Annotated in this window: 17 protein-coding genes; 15 read left to right on the top strand and 2 right to left on the bottom strand. The window is 61.2% G+C overall.

What is annotated here, in order from left to right; translation table 11 throughout:
• Positions 1-256: 256 nt before the first annotated feature.
• Positions 257-955, top strand: a complete 699-nt coding sequence (locus tag ACYQ1A_RS17555) for a glycine zipper 2TM domain-containing protein (protein WP_499363980.1) — start codon at positions 257-259, stop codon at positions 953-955.
• A gap of 88 nt (positions 956-1043) precedes the next feature.
• On the opposite strand, the gene grxD is transcribed toward ACYQ1A_RS17555, so the two are convergent.
• A complete protein-coding gene (gene grxD / locus ACYQ1A_RS17560; RefSeq protein ID WP_499363982.1) occupies positions 1044-1349 on the bottom strand; it encodes a Grx4 family monothiol glutaredoxin in 306 nt (101 codons plus the stop codon).
• A gap of 72 nt (positions 1350-1421) precedes the next feature.
• Positions 1422-2249, bottom strand: a complete 828-nt coding sequence (gene prmC, locus ACYQ1A_RS17565; RefSeq protein ID WP_499363984.1) for a peptide chain release factor N(5)-glutamine methyltransferase — start codon at positions 2247-2249, stop codon at positions 1422-1424.
• Between the two features lie 102 nt (positions 2250-2351).
• Here prmC and corA point away from each other — a divergent pair, with 102 nt between their 5' ends.
• From corA to urtB, 14 genes are all read left to right on the top strand, one after another.
• Positions 2352-3311 carry a magnesium/cobalt transporter CorA gene (gene corA / locus ACYQ1A_RS17570; RefSeq protein ID WP_499363987.1) on the top strand — a complete coding sequence of 320 codons (960 nt, stop codon included), beginning with the start codon at positions 2352-2354 and terminating at the stop codon, positions 3309-3311.
• Positions 3312-3416: 105 nt separating this feature from the next.
• Entirely contained in the window at positions 3417-4715 is a 1299-nt protein-coding gene (gshA, locus tag ACYQ1A_RS17575) for a glutamate--cysteine ligase (RefSeq protein WP_499363988.1), read from the top strand.
• Positions 4716-4752: 37 nt separating this feature from the next.
• Positions 4753-5703, top strand: coding sequence for a glutathione synthase (gene gshB / locus ACYQ1A_RS17580; RefSeq protein WP_499363990.1), 951 nt, complete (start codon positions 4753-4755; stop codon positions 5701-5703).
• A 20-nt stretch (positions 5704-5723) separates the two neighbouring features.
• Positions 5724-6740 (top strand): FAD:protein FMN transferase, encoded by a 1017-nt coding sequence (locus ACYQ1A_RS17585; protein ID WP_499363992.1) that lies wholly within the window; start codon positions 5724-5726, stop codon positions 6738-6740.
• A gap of 182 nt (positions 6741-6922) precedes the next feature.
• Complete coding sequence (locus ACYQ1A_RS17590; RefSeq protein ID WP_062223522.1) at positions 6923-7318, top strand: PTS sugar transporter subunit IIA; 396 nt, start codon at positions 6923-6925, stop codon at positions 7316-7318.
• 18 nt (positions 7319-7336) lie between these two features.
• Positions 7337-7606 carry an HPr family phosphocarrier protein gene (locus tag ACYQ1A_RS17595; RefSeq protein WP_053939329.1) on the top strand — a complete coding sequence of 90 codons (270 nt, stop codon included), beginning with the start codon at positions 7337-7339 and terminating at the stop codon, positions 7604-7606.
• A gap of 52 nt (positions 7607-7658) precedes the next feature.
• Positions 7659-9386, top strand: coding sequence for a phosphoenolpyruvate--protein phosphotransferase (gene ptsP, locus ACYQ1A_RS17600; RefSeq protein ID WP_499363994.1), 1728 nt, complete (start codon positions 7659-7661; stop codon positions 9384-9386).
• Positions 9387-9470: 84 nt separating this feature from the next.
• Entirely contained in the window at positions 9471-11099 is a 1629-nt protein-coding gene (locus ACYQ1A_RS17605; RefSeq protein ID WP_499363997.1) for a GGDEF domain-containing protein, read from the top strand.
• A complete protein-coding gene (locus tag ACYQ1A_RS17610) occupies positions 11096-12172 on the top strand; it encodes a tetratricopeptide repeat protein (RefSeq protein ID WP_499363999.1) in 1077 nt (358 codons plus the stop codon). Before ACYQ1A_RS17605 ends, ACYQ1A_RS17610 begins: the two co-directional genes overlap by 4 nt.
• Positions 12173-12456: 284 nt before the next feature.
• Complete coding sequence (gene atzF / locus ACYQ1A_RS17615; protein WP_499364001.1) at positions 12457-14271, top strand: allophanate hydrolase; 1815 nt, start codon at positions 12457-12459, stop codon at positions 14269-14271.
• A 72-nt stretch (positions 14272-14343) separates the two neighbouring features.
• A complete protein-coding gene (uca, locus tag ACYQ1A_RS17620) occupies positions 14344-17994 on the top strand; it encodes an urea carboxylase (RefSeq protein WP_053939334.1) in 3651 nt (1216 codons plus the stop codon).
• Positions 17991-18758 (top strand): GntR family transcriptional regulator, encoded by a 768-nt coding sequence (locus tag ACYQ1A_RS17625; RefSeq protein ID WP_499364004.1) that lies wholly within the window; start codon positions 17991-17993, stop codon positions 18756-18758. Before uca ends, ACYQ1A_RS17625 begins: the two co-directional genes overlap by 4 nt.
• A 146-nt stretch (positions 18759-18904) precedes the next feature.
• Entirely contained in the window at positions 18905-20170 is a 1266-nt protein-coding gene (gene urtA / locus ACYQ1A_RS17630; RefSeq protein WP_053939335.1) for an urea ABC transporter substrate-binding protein, read from the top strand.
• Positions 20171-20263: 93 nt separating this feature from the next.
• The gene (urtB, locus tag ACYQ1A_RS17635) at positions 20264-21856 is read left to right on the top strand and encodes an urea ABC transporter permease subunit UrtB (RefSeq protein WP_499364007.1); all 1593 of its coding nucleotides are present in this window, start codon (positions 20264-20266) and stop codon (positions 21854-21856) included.
• Positions 21857-21908 lie beyond the last annotated feature (52 nt).

The raw sequence follows: 21908 nt of genomic DNA on the forward strand, positions 1-21908 counted from the left end.
CCAACCCTGCGCCACCGCTAGCAAACTGTAAGAAAACCGGCGGAATTCGATACTTAAGGACACTGCAGCGGCTCACTCTGTAAAGATTTTGAAAAGCCCGGAACGCATTCTTACACCCTCGTACTAATCCCATACAAACCAGGTAGTTATCACACTAGCGATGTGAACTTCACACTAGTTATGATAACGGCATTGGGTACAACATCGCTTTGCACTGGGCCGCGTGATTCCACACGGCCGGTAAGGGAGTAAGACCATGAAATCGCTCGTGTTGATGCTGAGTCTGGCCTCGATGGCAGGTGTCGCCGCAGAAGCGCAGGCCGCCGAATATGGCCGTGTTATCTCAACCACTCCGGTGGTCGAAAATTATTCCAACCCGCAGCAATCGTGTTGGACCGAACAAGTGGTGGTGCAACAGCCGCACAACTACGGTGGCGCTTTGCTGGGCGGGATTTTTGGTGGGCTGCTGGGCAGCACGGTTGGCCGCGGCAACGGCAATGTGGCGGCAACGGCGGCCGGTGCGGCGATTGGGGCCTTGTCCGGCGATAACGCCGCCAACCAAGGCAATACCAGCGTGCAGAACGTGCAGAAATGCACCACCGTGCAAGGCCAGACGCAGCAACGCATTATTGGCTACGACGTCACTTACGAATATTCGGGCCAGCGTTACACCACGCGTATGGCGTATGACCCGGGCAACCGCGTGCCGATTTCGGTAAGCGTTGATGGCCAGCAGCAGCAACAGCCGGTGCAGACCGTGACGCAAGCCGCGCCGGTCACCAGCACCACCACTTATGTGCAATCTGCGCCGGTTGTGGTCAGCAGCACCCCGACCGTCATCTACACCACCCCGACCTACTACGCCGCGCCGATTTTCTGGCCGTCGTTGTCGATCGGCTACTACCGTGGGTGGGGGGGTGGCTGGGGCTATCACGGTGGCGGTTGGCACCACTAAGCCGCCGGGGCTCGATGCGATCGGGCCCACGACAACAAAAAACCCCGCATCGCGGGGTTTTTTTTGGGCACTGCGCCGGGCGCGGGGCTCAGTCTTGCAGCATCTTTTCCAGTTCGCCGCTGCTGAACAGTTCTTTCATGATGTCCGAACCGCCCACGAATTCGCCTTTGATATACAGCTGCGGAATGGTCGGCCAGTTGGCGTATTCCTTGATGCCCTGGCGTACTTCAGCGTTTTCCAGCACGTTGACGGCCACAAAGTTGGCGCCCAGGTTTTTAAGGATTTGCACAGCGCCAGCCGAAAAGCCGCATTGCGGGAAAGTCGGCGTGCCTTTCATGAAAAGCACAACCGGGTTTTCGGTGACGGTCTGACGGATGCTGTCTTGAATGCTCATGGATTTAACTCGCGCTGCGGAACCCCCACGTAGCGATCGACGCTGAGTTCCTGATTAATTTACTCGGGTATTCTACTCAGCCGCCGGTTTGGGGGCAAGCCCGCCGCTGACGCGATCCAGCCCAGCCAGGTCTTGCCAGGTCTGCACGTCGCGATAACCGGCCGCGGTCAGCAGATCGCGGCTGGCCAGGCCCTGGTCGTAGCCATGTTCAAACAGCAGCCAGGCTTCGGGTTCCAGCCAATCCGGCGCGGTATCAATAATGGTGCGGATGTGCGCCAGGCCATCGGCCTCATCGGTCAGCGCGCCGCGGGGCTCAAAGCGTAGGTCGCCCTGGGCCAGATGCGCGTCGTTACTTTCTATATAAGGCGGGTTGGACAGGATCAGATCAAAGCGTTGCGGCGGCAGCGCGGCAAACCAGTCGCTCAGTGCAAACGTCACGCCCGGTGCATGGCGCGCGCCATTGGCCTGGGCCACTGCCAGCGCGGCAGGCGAAATATCCACCGCCGTCACCACCGCTTGCGGTCGTTCATGCGCCACGGTTACCGCGATAATGCCGCTGCCGGTGCCCAGATCGAGCACCCGCGCCGTCTGGCCGGGGGCGATGCGTTGCAACGCCAGTTCGACGATCAGTTCGGTATCCGGCCGCGGAATCAGCACAGCGGGCGTCACACTGAACATCAGGCTGTAGAACTCGCGCTCGCCCAGCAGATAGGCCACCGGCTCGCCCGCGCGCCGCCGCGCTGCCAAAGCGGCGAAGCGTTGCACCAACTCGTCGGGCACTTCATCGCGGTCATGCGCAATCAGCCAGGCACGGCCATGCCCGGTCAGGTGGAACAACAGCGCGGTCGCATCGCTGCGATCAAGCCCGCTTTGCGTGAGCAGAGTCTGGTAGGTATGCATGCGCGCAGTGTAGTAGCCGGGCCGGGGCGGCACAAATTGTGCAGGCGCGTGGACGGCAGGCTCTCGTATAATCCGCGCACAGAATTTGACGGAGTTGCGCGCATGCTAACCGCTTACGGTTTTGTAGAAGGCCGACTGCGGCCGATGCCGGTCGAAGCGGCGGCAGACCTGGTCCGGCCCGACGTGGTGTGGGTGGACGTGGTCGACGCGCTGGAGCACGAGCGCGGCTGGCTGAACGAGACCTTCAAGCTCAAGCTCGATGACGAAGAAATGGAAGACATCGAGGATTCGGCCCGGTGTTATATCGACGAAGCCGGCATCCATCTCAATTCATTTTTTCTGCATCAGCGCCATGACGAAGCCGAAGTGCTGACGGTGACCTTTTTGCTAACCGAAGGCCGGCTGTTATCGATCCGCACCGACGAGCTGGCCGCGTTCCGGCTGTTCCGGATGCGCGCGCGCATGCAGGCTGACTTTGTGCACTCGGCCGAAGACATCCTGCTGGCCATTTACGACGTCGCAGTCGAATACGCCGCCGATGTGCTCGAAGGCGTGTACACAGGCCTCGACAAGGTCAGCAGCCGCGTGCTGACGCGTTCCAGTGAAATGAGCGATAAAGACATGGCCGAAACCGTCTCCGACATCGCGCGCCAGGAAGACATGAACGGCAAAGTACGGCTGGACTTGATGGACACGCGGCGGGCATTGTCTTTTTTGCTGCGCGGTCGTAGTTTGACGCACGCACAGCAAGACAATCTGCGCGAAGTGCTGCGCGATCTGGAATCGCTGAACAACCACACCGCCTTTTTGTTCGACAAGATCAACTTCTTGATGGACGCGGTCATGGGCCTGATCAACCTGCAGCAAAACAAAATCATCAAGATTTTCTCGATTGCCGCCGTGGTGTTTCTGCCGCCGACGGTCATCGCCAGCATCTACGGCATGAACTTCAACGCCATGCCGGAACTACACTGGCAACTGGGTTATCCATTTGCCATTGTCTTGATGATTCTGTCCGGCATTGCGCCGTACTGGTTTTTCAAGCGCAAAGGCTGGTTGTAATCTGGTCAGCGCACGCTGTGCGCTGTGGTCTGGCGACCGAATGGCTTGTTTTTTGCCGTCACGCCCGCATTTGTGCCTGACGCTTTTTTAAGATGGGTGTTACCGATGACCGTTCCGCATCTCACCACCGCGCTGTCTGGCCCTTTGCTGGATCTGGAGCGCCGTATTCTGCTGGCCCAGCCTGAAATCGAACATTGGCTGCGCAATCAATGGCAAGAATCGACGCCGCCGTTTTATGGCTCGGTGGATTTGCGCAACGCCGGTTACAAGCTGGCTCCGGTGGATATGAATCTCTATCCCGGCGGCTTTAACAACCTGAATCCCGAATTCCACCCGCTGGGCGTGCAAGCGGTGATGACCGCGCTGGAAAGCTTCTGCCCCGACGCCAAGCGCCTGCTGCTGATCCCGGAAAACCACACCCGCAATACCTTCTATCTACAGAACGTGGCTGCGCTGACGCGCATTTTGAAGATGGCCGGGCTGGTGGTGCGCCTGGGCACGCTCAACCCCGAAATTACCGAACCGACTTCGTTTGATCTGCCCGATGGCCAGAAGCTGACGCTGGAACCGCTGGTGCGCAATGGCCGCCGCCTGGGCGTCGCCGGTTTCGATCCGTGCGCCGTGCTGCTGAACAACGATTTGTCGGCTGGCATTCCGCCGATGCTGGAAGGCATCGAGCAAACGCTGCTGCCGCCGCTGCATGCCGGTTGGGCCGTGCGCCGCAAGACGCATCACTTTGCCGCCTATGACCATGTCGCCAATGACTTTGCCAAGCTGATCGGCATCGACCCGTGGACCATCAATCCCTACTTTGATCATGTCGATCAACTCGACTTCCACGCGCGCACCGGCGAAGAACGTCTGGCCGATACCGTCAGCCAGATGCTGGACAAAATCCGCATCAAATATAAAGAACACGGCATCGACCACGACCCGTTTGTCATCGTCAAAGCCAACGCCGGTACTTACGGCATGGGTGTGATGAGCGTGAAGTCGGCCGACGATGTGGTGGGTCTGAACCGCAAGCAACGCAACAAGATGAGCGTGATCAAGGAAGGCCTGGAAGTGCACGATGTGATCGTGCAGGAAGGCGTGCCCACCTTTGAAAGCATCAACGACGCCGTGGCCGAGCCGGTGGTCTACATGATGGATCGCTTTGTGGTGGGCGGTTTCTACCGTGTCCACACTGATCGCGGCCCCGAAGAAAACCTCAATGCGCCCGGCATGCATTTTGTGCCGCTGGGCTTTGCCAGCCCGTGTACCACGCCCGATTGCGATGGCGAGCCGGACAGCGCGCCCAACCGCTTCTACGCCTATGGCGTGGTAGCACGGCTGGCTCTGCTGGCGGCCGCGCACGAACTGGAAGCCACTGCGCCAGCCGTGCACTTGTCATTCGCCGCCTGAACGCCCGCTTCTCCTGCGGTTTTAACCGGAACCCAACATGCGCCTGCTCGTCATTGCTGATCCCGTGGTCGGCTTCAAGATCCACAAAGATTCCACCTATGTGATGTTGCGCGAGGCCGCGCGACGCGGGTGGGAACTGTGGGTGACGCAGGCGCATGATCTGCGCGTGTACAACGGCGTGGTCGAAGCCGCCGCGCAAAAGCTCACCTTTACCGACACCCAGGAATACAAGGTCTGGTTTGAGCTGGAGCCGCATCTGCAGCAGCCGCTCAAAGACTTTGGCGCGGTGCTGATGCGCAAAGACCCGCCGTTTGATGCGCAATATCTGTACGCCACGCATCTGTTGTCGCTGGCCGAGTCGCAAGGCGCGCGCGTGTTCAATCCGGGCCAGACGCTGCGCGATTACAACGAAAAGCTGGCCATCCTCAAGCATCCGGAATTCATTACGCCGACGATGGTGACGCAACGCGCCGCCGACATCCGCGTGTTTCTGGCCGAGCATCAGGACGTCATCCTCAAGCCGCTGGATGGCATGGGCGGCATGGGCATTTTCCGCATTACGCCCAACGACCCCAATGTCGGCTCGATTATCGAAACGCTAACCGAGAACGAAACCCGCACCGTGATGGCGCAGCGCTATCTGCCCGCCATCAAGGACGGCGACAAGCGCGTGTTGCTGATTGATGGCAAGCCGGTGGACTGGTGCCTGGCGCGCATTCCGGCTGCGGGCGAAACGCGCGGCAATCTGGCGGCGGGTGGCACCGGCGTAGCGCGGCCGCTGACGCCGCGTGATCGTGAAATTGCCGAAACACTGGGCCCGCAACTGGCCGCCAAGGGTCTGTTTCTGGTGGGTCTGGATGTGATTGGCGACAACGTCACCGAAATCAACGTCACCAGCCCCACCTGCTTTCAGGAAATTACCGCGCAGTCCGGCATTGATGTCGCGGCTTTGTTTATTGACGCGCTTGAGCGCAAGTTGGGCCTGTGATCCGCTTGTGGTGCCGGTTTTTGCTGTATGCCGTATGCGCGATCACGCTGACTGCCTGCGGCAAACCGCCGGAATTCCAGCAAGAAAGCTATGTGTTCGGCACGCGCGTGCAGATCACCATCTATGGCGAGCCCGAAGACAAGGCCGCGCCGGTTAGCGCCGCCATCCTGGCTGACCTCGACCGGCTGCACGCGCGTCTGCATGCCTGGCAACCCTCAGAAATCACGCGCATGAATGCGGCCTTTGCCCAAGGCAAGCCGTATCAAACCGATCCCGAAATGATCGCCATCCTCAAGCAGGCCCAAGGCTATGCCGAGCGCTCGGATCAATTGTTTGATCCGGCCATCGGCGATCTGGTGGCGGCGTGGGGCTTTCATAAAGACACGTTTGCGCCGGTGCTGCCCGATGCGGCCGTGGTGCAGAAGCTGGTGGCGGCCCACCCCACGCTGGATGATCTGGAGTTTGACGGCAATGCAGTCAGCAGCCGCAATCCCGCAGTGAATATCGATCTGGGCGGTTTCAAGGGCTTTGCGCTGGATCGCGCTGCCAGCTATTTGCGCAAAAAAGGCATGAACAACGCGCTGATCAATATCGGCGGCAATGTGCTGGCGCTGGGCCGCAAAGGCGATACGCCGTGGAAAGTGGGCCTGCAGCATCCGCGCAAACCCGGCGTGCTGGCCATCATCCAGCTCAACGACGGCGAATCCATCGGCACCTCGGGCGACTATCAGCGCTACTTTGAAGTCAAAGGCCAGCGCTACTCGCATCTGATCGACCCGCGCAGCGGCCAGCCCGCCCAAACCATGCAGGCCGCCACCGTTATCGCACCCGCCAGTACCGAAGCCGGCGCGATTTCGGACGCTGCGACCAAGCCGGTATTTGTCGGCGGCATCGGCAGTGCCACGCATTATGCCGATCGCTTTGGCATCAAGGATGTGTTGCTGGTGGCCAGCGATGGCAGTGTGTATCTAACGCCCGATATGCAGTCGCGCGTGCAATGGCAGCAGAACCCGCCGCACATTTACCGGTTGCGCTAAGGCCACAACGTAGCCCGCTACGCCTGTAATTTTGCGGCGCAGGTCAGGTTATCTCTTACGAGAAAGGCAGTTTTTCGGTTATAAATCCGGGTGGGGCGTCGACCGGATGGTTAACGCCACTGCAATAAGCCAAAACAAGACCCGAATACACCGCACCAGGCCGTACAAGGAAACCGTTCCACATGGTAGGCATCATCATCGTGACGCATGTGTCGCTGGGCGAGGCGCTGATCTCGTGTGCACAGCACATCATGGGTCGGCCCGTGCTCAATGTCGGGCAACTGGCAGTCAGCAAGACCGATGATCCCGACCTGGTGGTGGTCAAGGCGCAAGAACTGATTGAAGTCCTGGATGATGGCTCGGGCGTGCTCTTGCTCACCGACATCTACGGCGGAACGCCCTCGAATGTGGCCAACCGCCTGATCCAGCCGGGCCGTGTAGAAGCGGTGGCCGGTGTCAATCTTCCCATGCTGGTACGCGCGCTGACGTACTGTCAGCAGCCGCTCGAAGTGGTGGTCAGCAAAGCCATCACCGGCGGGCTCGAAGGCGTTTTGTACATGTTGCCCAATCAAGGCTGATCAAGGTCAGAGAACACCATGCCGTTACTCGAAGTGGAAATCGTCAACAAACTGGGCCTGCATGCGCGGGCCTCGAGCAAGCTCACCCAGCTGGCCAGCCAGTTTCAGAGCGAAGTCTGGATCAGCCGCAATCAAAAGCGGGTCAACGCCAAGTCCATTATGGGCGTGATGATGTTGGCGGCAGGCAAAGGCAGCAAGGTGACGCTGGAAACCAGCGGCCCGGATGACCAGAACGCGCTGGATGCGCTGACGGCACTGATTGCAGACAAGTTCGGCGAAGGCGAATAAGCCTGCCCAGCACACACCGGCTGCCTGCACGCAGCCCTCGTCGGGAGGTTGGATGAGTCTTACATTGCATGGGATAGGCATCGGTGGCGGCATCGCCATCGGCCACGCGCATCTGATATCGCATACCGATATCGAGATTGTGCATTACGCGCTGCGCGACGAAGATCTGCCGTCCGAAGTGGCGCGTTATGACGCCGCGATCAAATCCACCCGCCAGGAACTGGAAATGCTGTGGGGCAGCATTCCGGATAACGCCCCCACCGAGCTGGGTGCGTTTCTAAGCCTGCATATCATGTTGCTCAACGACCAGACGCTGTCGGTGGAACCGCGCGAGCTGATCGTCAAACGCAAATGCAATGCCGAGTGGGCGCTAAAAGAACAGCTGGACCAGCTGTTGGCGCAGTTTGACGATATCGAAGAAGAATATCTGCGCGAACGCCGTACCGATGTCATTCAGGTGGTAGAGCGCATTTTCAAGGCGCTGGCGGGTCACGACGTGTGCAGCCACGCGCTGGCCCCCACCAACCGCGACACCATCCTGGTGGCGCACGACCTGTCGCCCGCCGACATGGTGCTGTTTAAAGACACCGATTACGCCGCCTTTATGACCGACGTGGGTGGCCCCACCTCGCATACCGCCATCCTGGCGCGCAGCCTGGATTTGCCGTCCGTGCTGGCCCTGCGCCAGGCGCGCGCGCTGATCCGCGAAGAAGAAGTGGTGATTGTCGATGGCGTGAACGGCGTGGTCATCGTTGATCCGGACGAACGCACGCTGGTGGAATACCGCGCGCGCCAGATTGAATGGCAAGCGCGCCAGGCCAAGCTACAAGACATTCTGAACAGCCGCTCGATTACGCGCGATGGCGTGGAAATCGAACTGTTCGGCAATATCGAAATTCCCGACGACGTCGAACAAGTGCTGGCCGCCAACGCTGGCGGCATCGGCTTGTTCCGCTCCGAATTCCTCTTCCTCAGCGAAGACGATCTGCCGACCGAAGAAGAACAATACCAGGCCTATAAAACGGTGACGGAACGCATGGGCGGCCAGCCCGTCATCATCCGCACCATCGACCTGGGTAAAGACAAAATCCCCAAGTGGCAAACCGAAACCGATTCGCCCAATCCGGCGCTCGGGCTGACCGGCGTGCGGCTGTGCCTGGCCGAGGCCGGCATGTTCCGCATCCAGTTACGCGCGCTGTTGCGGGCCTCAGCGCACGGCAAGATCAAGCTGCTGGTGCCGATGTTGTCGCATGTGGGCGAAGTGAAGCAGGTGCGGCGCCATATCGAAGAGACCAAGGTGCAGCTACGCGCCGAGGGTATCGCGTTTGACGACGCCATCGAGCTGGGCGGCATGATCGAAGTACCGGCGGCGGCGCTGACGGTGGCGCATTTTCTGCATCATCTCGACTTTGCCTCGATCGGCACCAATGACCTGATCCAGTACACGCTGGCGGTAGATCGCAATGACGATGCAGTGTCGCATCTGTACGACCCGGTGCACCCGGCCGTGCTGCAATTGCTCGAGCACATCATTGGCACCTGCAACCGCATGAACAAACCGATCTCGATGTGCGGCGAAATGGCCGGCGATCCGGTGCTGACACGCATTTTGCTGGGGCTGGGTTTGCGCCGCTTCTCCATGCTGCCCACCCAGATCCTTAAGGTGAAGCAACAAGTGCTGGATACCGATCTGGCCGAAGTGCGCGATCTGGTGGGCCAGTTGTTGCAGGCGGAGAACGCCGACGAAGCACGACTACTGCTGAAACAACTGCAGTACTAGAATTCGCTGAACTGTTTCCACGCGACGAATTCGCAGCCCACGGCCGCCTTGCCCCGGCAGTGGGTCTCACGCCCCAGGTGATTTATGAGTATCAAGCTGGCGCCGGCCAGCCCGGACGTCGCCCTGCTTCTGGCCCAGGCTGAAGCGCTTTATCTGCCGCAATGTGAACTCAGCCTGCCCTTGGCCGAGCAAGCGGCGCATCTGGCCACCAGCTTGAACGACGAAGCCGGCGAAACCGCCGCGCTGTTGCTGTGGGGCCGCTGTCTGGTGGTGTTGCAAGGCGGTGCCGCGGCGCAGCCGGTATTGCGCCGCGCGCTGACCATGGCAACCCATCTGGACCACGCCTGGGCGCGCGCCCGTGCCAACCACGCGCTGGCCGAAGCGCTGGCCAACGGCGGCGACGACAGCCGGGCGCTTACGCACTGGCTCGACAGTCTTGAAGACGCACTGGCCACCCGCCAGATCGACCTGTTTATCGAAGCCAATCTCGGCCTCGGCAATCTGTATGTGGTGCACGAAGATCACGAAAACGCCTTTCGTTTTCATAGCATCGCCGCCGATTTCGCCCGCCTGCATGACAACCCGGATTTACGCGCCAAAGCTGCGCTGCATCTGGCGGCCGACCTGATCAAACTGGACCGGCTCGAGATTGCCGTCACGGTTTTGCTCAGCGCCCAGGCCGACCTGATCCTGCCGCTGCGACGCGACTGGCAGGCGGAAATCCACAACTATCTGGGCGCGATTGCCTTGCGCCAGGACCACTACGAAGCCGCGCGGGCGCATCTGGAGCAGGCCTACCAGATCAATCTGGATACCGGCCTGATCTGGGGTCAGATCGTCAATCTGACCGGTTTGGGCAAGCTGTTGCTGCGCTCGGGCGACGATCAGACCGCCGAGCGCTATCTGTTGCAGGCCTTGAAGGCGGTAGAAAAACTGCATGCGCCGCATCTGGTGCAAGACATACACGAGCAACTGGCCCAGTTATATGAGCAACGCGACGACGCGGTGCGCGCGGTCATGCATTACATCGGTTTTCACGAACACTATATGCAGCGCGTCAATCAAGGCGTGGCGGGCAAGCTGGCGCAGTTGTCATCGCGGCGGCTGGCCAACCTGGAAATCCGTTTGCGCTTGCTCGGCTCAGAATTTGAGCTCAACCGATTACGCGAAGCCAATCGCGAAACCGATTTGCGCGTGCAAGCGCTGCAGGATGCGGCCTATCGCGATGCGCTCACCGGTGTGATGAACCGCCGCGCGCTGGATGAATCATTGCCCGGCATGATCGAGGCCGCGCAACAAACCGGTGAGGCCCTGAGCATGCTGGTGCTCGACTTTGATCACTTCAAGCAGATTAACGATCGCTGGTCGCATCAGACCGGGGACCAGGTTTTGCGCACCGGGGCGGCGGTATTGCTGGCTTCGCTGCGCGAGCACGATCTGGCCGCCCGTTATGGTGGCGAAGAATTTGTGCTGGTGCTGCGCAATACCCAGCTCGACACGGCGCGCAGTGTGGCCGAGCGCATCCGCGCCCGCATCGAGACCGAAGCCTGGCACCATATCGAACGCGGCTTGCAGGCCACGGTTTCCATCGGCGTGGCGCAATGGCTAAGCGCCGAATCGTCGGCCGCCTGGTTCGCCCGCGCCGATGCCGCCCTGTATGACGCCAAACGCCGTGGCCGCAACCGTATCGCCATCGCCGGAGCGGACCGATGACCGCACGTGAACAACTGCAGAGCGTACTGGCCAGCCTGCGTGGCCAGGGCATCGGCCACACCAGCCCCGAAGCGCAGGCCAGCGCCGCCCAGGCCGTCGCCCTGGCGCGACGCGAGCAAGAAATTGATCTGCTGGGCGCTTTGCTGATCGAGCAAGGCATGTTGGCGCTTAATCGCGGCGATCAGACCATGGCGCAAGATATCCTGCAAGAAGCCGTGCGGGTGTTGGGGCGTGGCAAGCACGAGCGCGAACATGTACGCGCGCTGCATGCGCTGGGACTGGCCTTGTATACGCGCGGTGAATATCTGCAGGCGCTGGATACCTGGCTTAAAGGCATGGAACTGGCGGTGGCCGAGGATCTGCGCGAAGACTGCGCGCGCGCCTGGGTGGGCGTGGGCAAGGTTTATCACGCCTTCGGTCATACCCAGAGCGCGCTGCATTTTCATGAGCAGGCGTGGCAACTGGCAGAACGCGTGGGCGATCCCACCTTGTCGTGCGAAGTGGCGATCAATCTGGCTTCCACCGCCTATCGTTTGCATCATCTGGACGACGCGCTGCACTACCTCGGCCTGGCCGACGCATGGCTGCAAGGCGCAGTGCAGCACCCGCTGTGGTCGGCTGAAGTGCTGTCGTATTACGGGCTGATCTATTTTGAGCAGCACGATTACGCCAAGGCAGAAGCCGCGCTCAACAACGCGCGTGCACTGAATCAGCACCATCGCAATCTTTGGGGCGAAGGCCATGTGCTGCTGCATCTGGGCCGCACTTACCACCAATTGCACCGCCTGCCCGAAGCGCTGGATTGCCTGCAGCAGGCCAATGAGATTGCGGTGCGCGGCGGCCTGGGGCATCTGGTGCAACAAGCGGAAGGCCTGTTGGCGCAGATCAGTATGGAAACCGGCGACTACCACCAGGCACTGGCGCACCAGAAACGCCTGCACGCCAGCGTGATCGCCACCCACCAGGACGAAGGCCAGACCATGCGGCTATCGCGCGCCAACGAAAAACGCCTGGCGCAGCTGGAACATCAACTCTCGGTAGAACGCATCCGCTTGCAGTTCAACCAGCTATAGGGTGGGTCAAGACCCACCCTGCAAAGCCGACGAGACGTGCCACAAAGCGCGCGCCACCCTGGCGCGTCCGGCCACTTTGGACGGTGGGTCTTGACCCACCCTATGCGGCATCAGTTCGGTGCACGGCGCATCTGTCGTCGTTCATCGCGGTGCAAGTTGTCTGTAAACCGCGTCAGCGTTTTCGCACAAACCAAACAAATTCCCTTTTAAATCAAAGCCATCATTCCGCTGGCATGCGCCTTGCTCTAGTTCCATCACGTATGTATACAAGATGGAATACAAACATGAGCGCAACGGTACTTCCGCAATCGGGCTGGACACTCGAAGAATGGCAAGCCGCCTATCGCAACGGTCTGGCCGTTGACACCGCGCTGCGCCATGTATTGGCCCGCTGCTCCGCCAGCGACGTCGCCTGGATTTCGCTGGCCACGCCCGAGCAGATCGCCATCCAGTTGCATCAGCTGCAAGTGCGCCTGGCCGCAGTGGGTGGGGATCGTAGCCAGCTGCCTTTGTATGGCATTCCGTTTGCCGTCAAAGACAATATCGATGTGGCCGGTTTTTCCTCGACCGCCGCTTGCCCCGAATTTGCGTTTGAGCCCAAAAAGCACGCCACGGTTATCCAGCAGCTCACCGATGCCGGCGCGATTGTGCTGGGCAAAACCAATCTTGATCAGTTTGCTACCGGCCTCAACGGCACGCGTTCGCCGTATGGCCCGGTGCCCAATGTGTTTAATCCGCGCTATATCAGCGGTGGTTCCAGCTCGGGCTCGGCCTCGGTCGTGGCGCGCGGGCTGGTGCCGTTTGCGCTGGGCACCGATACCGCCGGTTCGGGCCGCGTGCCTGCAGGCTTTAACAATATCGTCGGCCTGAAGCCCACCAAAGGCTGGCTGTCCAACACCGGCGTCTTGCCCGCTTGCCGCACTCAGGATTGCGTGTCGGTATTTGCGCTGACCGTGGACGACGCCCAGGCCGTGGCGCATGTGGCCGGGGGCTTCGATGCCAGCGACGCCTATAGCCGCGTGCCCAACGCCGTCACCCGTGCCATGCCGTCCAAACCACGCTTTGCCATCCCGGATACGCTGGAATGGTTTGGCGACCAGGAATCCGCCCGCCTGTTTGCCGCCGCCATCGAGCACCTGCACGAAGCCGGCGTCAAAGTGGAAACCGTGCCGTTTGCGCCCTTCCTCGAACTGGCCTCGCTGCTATACAAAGGCGCGTTTGTGGCCGAACGCCTGGTCGCCACCGCCGACTTGCTGGCGCGCAACCCGGCCGCGATCAACCCGGTGGTGCGCGGCATTCTGGAAGGCGCCAATCAATATTCCGCGCTCGACGCCTTCAAAGCCGAATATCGCCGCGCCGAACTCACGCGCGTTATCCACCAAACCCTGGCCGGCTTCGATGGCCTGGTGGTGCCCACCGCGCCCAGCATCTACACCATCGAAGCCATGCTGGCCGACCCGGTGGTGCTGAATGCCAATCTGGGTACGTATACCAACTTCGCCAATTTCTCCGATCTGTGCGCGCTGTCGCTGCCGTCCGGTTTCCGCGGCGACGGTTTGCCGTTTGGCATTACCGTGCTGGCCCCGGCGTGGCAAGACGATGCGCTGGCCGAGTTTGGCCGTGGCTGGCAACAACGCGCCGCGCTGCCTTTGGGCGCCAGCGGCCGCTGCCTGCCCGCGCTGGCCCCAGCGCCAGCCCGCGCCGATTGCATCCGCGTCGCCGTGGTTGGCGCACATCTGACCGGCATGCCGCTCAACCATCAATTACTGGAACGCAACGCCACGCTGGCCGCGCGCACCTTTACCGCGCCCGAATACAACCTGTACGCGCTGGCCAATACCACGCCGCCCAAGCCCGGCCTGGTGCGCAGCGCCAACGGTGCGGCCATCGAAATCGAATTGTGGGATATGCCGATCAGCCAGTTCGGCAGCTTTGTCGGGCTGGTGCAAGCGCCGCTGGGCATCGGCACGCTCACCATCGCCGACGGCAGTCAGGTGAAAGGCTTTATCTGCGAACCGTGGGCCATTGCTGACGCCACCGACATCACCCGTTTTGGCGGCTGGCGCGCGTATCTGGCCAGCCTGAAGCCGCACGAATAAGCCGTAGCCACACCAGCCTATCCAACCATTGAGTAACCAGCCGGCCTGCCGCCGTTTGCGAGGTGTTTGAAGATGTTCAATACCGTACTGATTGCCAACCGGGGCGAAATTGCCTGCCGCGCCATCCGCACTCTCAAACATCTGGGCGTGGTCAGCGTGGCCGTATTCTCGGATGCCGACCGCAACAGCGCCCACGTGGCGCAGGCCGACGTGGCCATTGCGCTGGGCGGCGATCGCCCGGCGGATAGCTATCTGCGCATCGACAAGATCATCGACGCCTGCAAGCAAACCGGCGCGCAAGCCGTGTTCCCTGGTTATGGCTTTTTAAGCGAAAGCGCCGAATTCGCCGCCGCCTGCGACGCCAACGGCATCGTGTTTATCGGCCCCACCGCGCTGCAAATGCAGGAGTTCGGCCTGAAGCACCGTGCGCGTGAGCTGGCCGCCCAAGCCGGCGTACCCACCACGCCCGGCAGCGGCTTGCTGGCCTCGGTGGCAGACGCGCTGGAACAAGCTGGCAAGATTGGTTATCCAGTCATGCTGAAAAGCACGGCCGGTGGCGGCGGTATTGGTCTGACGCGCTGTAATTCGGCGGAAGAACTGGCCGCCGCGTTCGACCGCGTACAACGCATGGGCGAACAGTTTTTCCGCGACAGCGGCGCGTTTGTCGAGCGCTTTGTCGACCAGGCACGCCATATCGAAGTACAGATTTTTGGCGATGGCAAAGGCCAGGTCGCCGCCTTGGGCGAGCGTGATTGCTCCATCCAGCGCCGCAACCAGAAAGTGATTGAAGAAACCCCGGCGCCCAACCTGCCCGCCGCTACCCGCGCCGCTTTGCTGGCTTCGGCCAAAGCGCTGGGCGAATCGGTGAACTATCGCTCGGCCGGCACCGTGGAATATGTCTACGACAGCGCGCGCGATGAATTCTATTTTCTGGAGGTCAACACGCGCCTGCAGGTGGAACACCCGGTCACCGAATCGGTTACCGGCCTCGATCTGGTCGAATGCATGCTGCGGGTGGCCGCCGGGGACGCGCTGGATTGGGATGCGCTCAACGCCGCCCCACAAGGCGCGGCCATCGAAGTACGTTTGTACGCCGAAGACCCGGTCAAACAATTCCAGCCCTCGCCCGGCTTGCTGACCGAAGTGCGTTTTCCCGAATCCGATATCGTGCCGGTGCGGGTGGATGGCTGGGTGCAGACCGGCACCGAAGTGCCGTCGCTGTACGACCCGTTGCTGGCCAAGCTGATCGTTAAAGGCGCGGACCGCGAACAGGCGCTCGACAATCTGCAAAAAGCGCTGGCGCATACCGCGCTGCATGGCATCGCCACCAACCTCGATTATTTGCGCCAGATTATCGCCAGCGAGGCGTTTTACAGCGGCAAGGTCTCAACCCGCTTTCTGGATACCTTTGAATTCAAACCCTCGGTGATCGAAGTCCTGGAACCGGGCACTTATACCAGCGTGCAGGATTACCCGGGCCGCGTCGGCTATTGGGATATCGGCGTGCCGCCGTCCGGCCCGATGGATGATTATGCGCATCGCCTGGCCAACCGCATCGTCGGCAATGACATCGCCGCCGCCGCGCTGGAAGCCACGTTGCAAGGCCCGTCGCTCAAGTTTCATTGCGATGCCGTGGTCGCCGTCACCGGCGCACCCTGCCCGGTGACGCTGGATGCCGAACAACGCGAAATGAACGAACCGCTGTATATCCGCGCCGGCCAGGTGTTGCGGCTGGGTCGCGTCAGCAGCGGTTGCCGCACCTATCTGGCCATCCGCAACGGCATCGATGTGCCGGTTTATCTGGGCAGCCGCGCCGCCTTTGCGCTGGGCCAGTTTGGTGGCCACGCCGGTCGCACTTTGCGCGCCGCCGATATGTTGCCGGTGGGCCAGCCCGACTTGCCCGCCAGTACCACACCCGCGCCCACCAGCCAGCCGCGCAGCGCCCCGGCCGCGCTGGTGCCGCAGTACGGCCAGTTGTGGGAAATCGGCGTGTTGTACGGCCCGCACGGCGCGCCCGATTTCTTTACGCCCGAATCGATTGCCAGCTTCTTTGAAGCCGAATGGGAAGTGCATTACAACTCCAACCGCTTGGGCGTGCGCCTGATCGGCCCCAAGCCGACCTGGACCCGCACCGATGGCGGCGAAGCCGGTTTGCATCCGTCCAATGTGCACGATTGCGAATACGCGGTCGGCAGCGTCAACTTTACCGGCGACAGCCCGGTGATCCTGACCCGCGACGGCCCCAGCCTGGGCGGCTTTGTCTGCCCGGTTACCATCGCCAAAGCCGAGTTGTGGAAAGTGGGCCAGGTCAAACCCGGCGACAAGATCCGTTTTCATGCCATCAGCTACAAACAGGCCGCCGCGCTGCAAGCCGCGCAAGACGAGCAACTGGCCACGCTGCATTTAACGCCGCCCGAACCCGTGGCCGTCACCGTGCTGCCCGCCACTTCGTCACCTGCCATCCTGGCCGAACTGCCCGCCAACGGCGCACGCCCGGCGGTGACTTACCGCCAGGCCGGCGATACCTACATCCTGCTGGAATACGGCCCCAACGTGCTCGATCTGGCTTTGCGTCTGCGCGTGTATCTGCTGATGCAGAAACTGCGCGAGCTGGGCATTGAAGGCTTGCTGGAACTGGCGCCGGGCGTGCGCTCCTTGCAGATCCGCTTTGATAGTCAGGTAATCAGCCAGCAAAAGCTGCTGGCCAATCTGCTGCTGGCCGACGCCAGCCTGCCCGATGTGGAAACCCTGAAGCTGCCGACGCGCGTGGTGTATATGCCGCTGGCGTTTGAAGATTCAGCCACGCTGGGTGCGGTTAAACGCTACTCGGAAACCGTTAAAGCCAAAGCGCCGTGGCTGCCCAATAACGTCGACTTTATCCAGCGTATTAACGGGCTGGATAGCCGCGAGCAAGTACGCGACATCATCTACGACGCCAGCTATATGGTGATGGGCCTGGGCGATGTGTATCTGGGCGCACCGTGCGCGGTGCCGATTGATCCGCGCCATCGCCTGCTGACCTCCAAATACAACCCGGCGCGCACCTTTACCGCCGAAGGCACCGTGGGCATCGGCGGCGTGTACATGTGCATTTACGGCATGGATTCGCCCGGCGGCTATCAGCTGGTGGGCCGCACGCTGCCGATCTGGAACACCTTCCTGAAGAACCCGGTGTTTGCCGTGGGCGAGCCGTGGCTGTTGCGCTTTTTTGACCAGGTGCGCTTTTACCCGGTAAGCGAAGCCGAACTCGACACGCTGCGCGAAGATTTCCGCCACGGCCGCGCTGATTTGCGCATCGAACAAGAAGTATTCGATTTCGCCGCCTACAAAGCCTTCCTGGCCGACAACGCAGTTAGCATCGATGACTTCAAGGCCAAGCAGAAAGTCGCCTTCGAAACCGAAGTGGCGTTGTGGCAAGCCGACGATGCCGCGCCGCAAGCCGCCGCCGAACTGGTGGAGGAAGACGACAGCAGCGTGCCCGATGGCCACCATGTGGTAAGCGCCGATCTGAATGGCAGCATCTGGAAAGTGCTGGTGGAAGTGGACCAGCACGTGGAAGCCGGCAGCACGCTGATTGTGGTCGAGGCCATGAAGATGGAACTGGCCGTCACCGCGCCCGTCAGCGGCATCGTACGCACCATCCGCGCCCAGCCCGGCAAGGCGGTCACGCCGGGCGAGCGCTTGCTGGTGATCGAACCGGTGTTGGCGGAAGCCGCCGTATGAAGCCCGAATCGCTGATCGACCCGATCGAACCAACGCCCGCCGCTGACGCCGCCAGCGTGGCCGCGCCACGGCGGCGCGGTGCGGCCGATAACCTGGCCAACCGGGTCTATGCGGCGATCAAGACCGACATCATGGAATTCCGGCTGCTGCCCGGCGACCGCTTTACCGAAAGCGAAGTGGCCGAACGCCTGAGCGCCAGCCGCACGCCGGTGCGCGAAGCCTTGTATCGGCTGCAGGCCGAGCATTTTGTCGAAGTGCAATTTCGCAATGGCTGGCAGGTGCGGCCGTTTGATTTCGATTATTTCGAGGACCTGTACGACGTCCGCATCATCCTGGAACTGGCCGCGGTGCGCCGCTTGTGCGAACGCGTTACCGACGCGCCGGTGCCGGAGCTGGAAGCGTTGAAAGCCATCTGGCTGGTGCCGGTGGGCGAACGTATTACCGACGGCGTGATTGTGTCGGGCCATGACGAGAATTTTCACTCGGCCCTGGTGGCGGCCACGGGCAATGGCGAGATGGCGCGCATACATCGCGAAGTGACGGAAAAAATCCGCCCGATCCGCCGGCTGGACTTTACCAAGCCGTATCGCGTGGATACGACCTACCACGAGCACGGCGCCATCCTGCGCGCCATCGTGCAACGCCGGAGCGATGAGGCGCAACGCATGCTGAAAGCGCATATCGACGAGAGCAAAGCCGAAGTTCGCAAGATCACGCTGCACATGATGCATGCCGCGCGTAGACGCGGCGAAGAAAGCAGCTAGCCACACAGGTTGTGGCCTGCAACTGGGCCAGAACCCGGTACGACATCACGCAAAGACAACAACAAAAACCAGAACCAGAAAAGCAAGAAGCAGGAACGAAACTCCGTTTTTACATAAACCATGTTTCAGATTCGGGAGATGTCACCATGAACCGCCGTACCGCCGTTAAAACCCTGACCCTGGCCACCTTGCTGGCTGCCACCGGGCTGAGCAGTTCGCTGTCTTTCGCCGCCGACACCATCAAGGTCGGCATCCTGCATTCGCTGTCGGGCACGATGGCGATCTCTGAATCGGCGCTGGAACAAACCGCGCTGATGACCATTGCCGAAATCAACGCCCAAGGCGGCGTGATGGGCAAAAAGCTGGAACCGGTAGTGGTTGATCCGGCCTCCAACTGGCCGCTGTTTGCCGAAAAAGCCCGCCAGCTGCTTTCCAAAGACAAAGTGGATGTGGTGTTTGGCTGCTGGACTTCGGTATCGCGTAAATCGGTGCTGCCGGTATTTCGTGAACTGAACGGCTTGCTGTTCTACCCGGTGCAGTACGAAGGCGAAGAACTTGAGAAAAACGTGTTCTACACCGGCGCTGCACCTAACCAGCAAGCCATTCCGGCGGTGGACTATCTGCTGAGCAAAGACGGCGGCGAAGCCAAGCGCTTTGTGTTGCTGGGCACCGATTATGTGTACCCGCGCACCACCAACAAGATTCTGCGTTCCTACCTGCATAGCAAGGGCATCCAGGACGCCGACATCATGGAGGAATACACCCCGTTTGGTTATTCCGACTACCAGACCATCATCGCCAAGGTGAAAGACTTTGCCGCCCAAGGCAAAAAGACCGCCGTGGTCTCCACCATCAACGGCGACAGCAACGTGCCGTTTTACAAAGAACTGGGCAACGCCGGCCTGAAAGCGACCGATGTGCCGGTGGTGGCGTTCTCGGTGGGCGAAGAAGAACTGCGTGGCGTGGATACCAAACCGCTGGTGGGCCAACTGGCCGCGTGGAACTACTTTGAATCGGTCAAGAACCCGGAAAACACCAAGTTCGTGAAGATGTATCGCGACTGGGCCAAAAAGCAAAAGCTGCCTAACTACGAAACCGCCGTCACCAATGATCCGATGGAAGCCACTTACGTCGGTATCCATATGTGGAAGCAAGCGGTCGAGAAAGCCAAATCCACCGATGTCGATAAGGTGATCGCGGCTATGGGCGGCCAGACCTTCAAGGCGCCGAGCGGCTTTACCCTGGAAATGGACCCGAAAAACCATCACCTGCACAAGCCGGTAATGATTGGTGAAGTCAAAGCCAACGGCCAGTTCAACGTGGTGTGGAAGACCTCGTCCACCGTCAAGGCGCAACCGTGGAGCCCGTTTATCCCCGGTAACGACAAGAAGAAAGACGAACCGGAAATGTAAGCCCCGGTGGGTTCTGCGTTGAATGCTTGAGTTTTGCTGAGTAACAGGCGGATCGGGCCCACGGGCCTGATCCGTTACCGAGGGGACACCCCGATGCATAAATCCGTGTATGCCCGTGTGCTGGCGCTGCTGTTGTGGCTGCTGTGCGCACCCGCCATGGCCGCGCTGGACGCCAGACTGGTCAAGCAACTGACCGACGACGATAGCGACCAGAAAATCGCCGCCATCAGCGCGCTGGCCGCCACCGCCAGCCCCGATGCACAAAAGCTGCTGACCGCGCTGGGCAACGATGCGCTGTATGCCAGCGACAGCAAGATCTGGTTCAAGGCCGATGACAAAGCGTATGACGCGGTCAGCGGCGCCGAACTGAACCCCGCGCCGGAAGACGTGGACACGGTATCGATCAATAACCGCGTGCGCGGCGCGCTGCAGGGCGCGTTGTCGGGCTTCAGCTTGCTGGATAAAGACCCCGCCGTGCGCATGAAGTCGGTGCAGGCGCTGCAATCGTCAGTCGGCCCGGCCATGGTGCCGATGCTGACCACGGCGCTGAAAACCGAAACCGACAAGGGCGTGAAAGCCCAACTCGAACAATTACTGGCGCAAGCCAATCTGCAAAACCCGGACGCCAAGGCGCGGCTGGCGGCGGTGGATGGGCTGGCGCATAGCAACTCGCCGGCAGCACGCGGTTTGCTGCTGGCATTGACCGACCCGGCGCACGAAAAAGACGCCACCGTGCGCGCCGCAGCGCAAAGCGCAGTGGCCTCGATCGATAGCCGGCTGGCGTGGATTGCTGCAGTGGCGAATGTGTTTTCCGGGTTGAGCCTCGGCAGCATTCTGCTGCTGGCGGCACTGGGCCTGGCCATCACGTATGGCGTGATGGGCGTGATCAATATGGCGCACGGCGAGCTGCTGATGGTGGGCGCGTACTCGGCCTATGTCACCCAAGGCGTGTTCCGCGCGCATTTTGCCGGGGCCCAGGACTGGTATCTGGTGGCGGCGATCCCGGTGGCGTTTTGCGCCGCAGCGCTGGTGGGCATGCTGATGGAACGCACCGTTATCCGCTGGTTATACGGCCGCCCGCTGGAGACGCTGCTGGCGACGTGGGGGATTTCGCTGGTGCTGATCCAGGCCGCGCGTGCGCTGTTCGGGCCGCAGAACGTGGAGGTGTCGAACCCGTCGTGGATGTCAGGCGGCATCGAACTGCTGCCCAGCCTGATCCTGCCGTGGAACCGGGTGGTGATCATCGGCTTTGCGCTGTCGGTGTTGGTGTTGATGTGGGCCATCATGCAAAAGACACGGCTGGGCCTGTTTGTGCGCGCGGTGACGCAGAACCGGCCGATGGCAGGCTGCGTGGGCGTGGCAACGCGGCGCGTGGATACGCTGGCGTTTGGCCTGGGCGCGGGGATTGCCGGGCTGGGTGGATTGGCGCTGTCGCAGATTGCCAACGTCGGGCCGGATATGGGGCAGGGTTATATCGTTGATTCGTTCCTGGTGGTGGTGCTGGGCGGGGTTGGGCAACTGGCAGGCGCGGTGTGGGCGGCGCTGGGGTTGGGCATCGTGACCAAGCTGCTGGAAGGCTGGGCGGGGGCGGTGATTGCGAAGATTCTGGTGCTGGCGTTCATCATTGTGTTTATTCAGCGGCGGCCGCAGGGGTTGTTTGCTTTGAAGGGACGGGTGCTTGATTAGCGTGGGGAGTGGTGAGCGGAGGTGGTGGGATGGGGCGGGGTTGAAGGTCTTA

It is taken from the genome of Silvimonas sp. JCM 19000, from assembly GCF_054652575.1.